Raw genomic sequence first — 1,659 nt, 5'->3', positions numbered from 1 at the left:
GCATTGAGATTGCTTCTGGCCGGATTGACAGCTTTTTCGCGGCAGTTGAAGGCAGCGAAGTTGAAAACTTGGACAATAAGCAGCTTGTCCCAGCCAAGCGGGGCGAACTGGAAAAAGCTGAGCTTGAGATCGACGAGTACCAAGGCCGGGGGATCAGCATTACCGGGACTTGCCCGCCGGTTCTCCGGGGGATCCGGGCCAGCTACCAGCTGACCGATGAGGCATTTGTAGCTAGCAAGCTTGGTAATACCCTCTACGCCCTTTTTGGCAATAAAGAAGACATTGACGCAACTTTTGACTTAAACCAGCTGAGCCAATTCAAGGCCACTGTCCTGCCCCTTTTGAAAAAATACAGCAACTTGACCATTAGCCCGGCTGCCCAGCAGCTTTTAGAAGAAGCAGGAGGACTGGAAAAGAGCCAGCTGCGCCTGGATGTAGAGGGCGATGAAGTAGTTGGCCAGGCCCGAGTCTTTTACCAGGGTAAATCGCTTCGCTTGGGCGAAAGCGGGGAGCGGGCAGTTAAGCGGGACTGGTACAAGGAAAAGAAGCTGGCTGAGCTTTTAGAGAAATTTTTTGACCTGGAAGACGGCGACTGCTGCTTGGACAAGGGGGATGACGACGCGGTATACCAGCTTTTGCAAGGGATGCCGAAGTTGCTTTCCGCCTTTGATGAAGTTGAAGTCACCCCGGCTTTTAAAAAGCTCAAGTTTAAAGACAAGCTGAATCTGGCTTTTGGCCTTTCCTTAAGTGACGGGCTTCTGCACCTGGATCTGAAAAGCGACCTCACGCCAGAAGAATTGGCGGAAGTTCTCAGCCAGTACAAGGACCGAAAGAAGTACATCCGCTTGAAAAACGGCAACTTTGTTAACCCGGATAGCCAGGACTTGGCAAAGCTGGCTCTTTTGGCCCAGAATCTGGATTTAAGCGCCAAGGATTTTGGCAAAGAGCAACTGGAAATGCCGGCCTACCGGGCCCTTTACGTCGACCAGCTCTTAAAAGAGCAGGAGATGGGCGAAATTGAAAGAGACGACCACTTCCAGCAATTGATCAACGACTTTGACCAGAAAGAAGCGCCGCTAAAATTGCCAGAAAGTCTGGACAAGATCCTCCGGCCCTATCAAAAGACCGGGACGGCTTGGATGAACCGGCTGGCCCAGCATGGCTTTGGCGGGATTCTTGCGGATGAAATGGGCCTGGGCAAGACCCTGCAGGTGATCAGCCTCCTGGCCAGTCAAAAGGACAAGCCAAGCCTAGTCGTGGCTCCGGCCTCTTTGGTCCTTAACTGGGAAGCGGAGTTTAAAAAGTTTGCCCCGGAAATGAAGACCCTGGCTTTAGCCGGCTCTAAGAAAGAGCGCAGCGAGCAACTGGCTGATTTGAATGATGTCGACGTTGTGATCACTTCTTATGACCTGCTTAAGCGCGATATTGCCAACTATGAGCCGCATACTTTTGTCTATGAAGTAATCGATGAGGCGCAGATGATCAAAAATCCGCGCACAGCCGCGGCTAAGGCGGTTTCTGTTGTCAAGGCCAAACACCGCTTTGCCCTGACCGGGACACCGATTGAAAACCGCTTGAGCGAGCTTTGGAGTATTTTTAACTTCATCATGCCGGGCTTTTTAAAGAGTTACCGGGAATTCAAGAAGGATTTTGAAAGCC

General features: G+C 51.5%; 1 protein-coding gene. It reads left to right on the top strand.

Annotated elements, in window-relative coordinates; translation table 11 throughout:
* On the top strand, positions 1–1,659 hold a 1,659-nt coding region (locus ACI32D_RS07315; protein WP_439775928.1), incomplete at both ends, for a DEAD/DEAH box helicase.

Origin of the sequence: Lactobacillus sp., from assembly GCF_051873315.1 — a bacterium.
GTDB lineage: Bacteria > Bacillota > Bacilli > Lactobacillales > Lactobacillaceae > Lactobacillus.
Note: the sequence above shows the minus strand (reverse complement) of the source record. Positions and strands in the feature narration are given on the sequence as shown.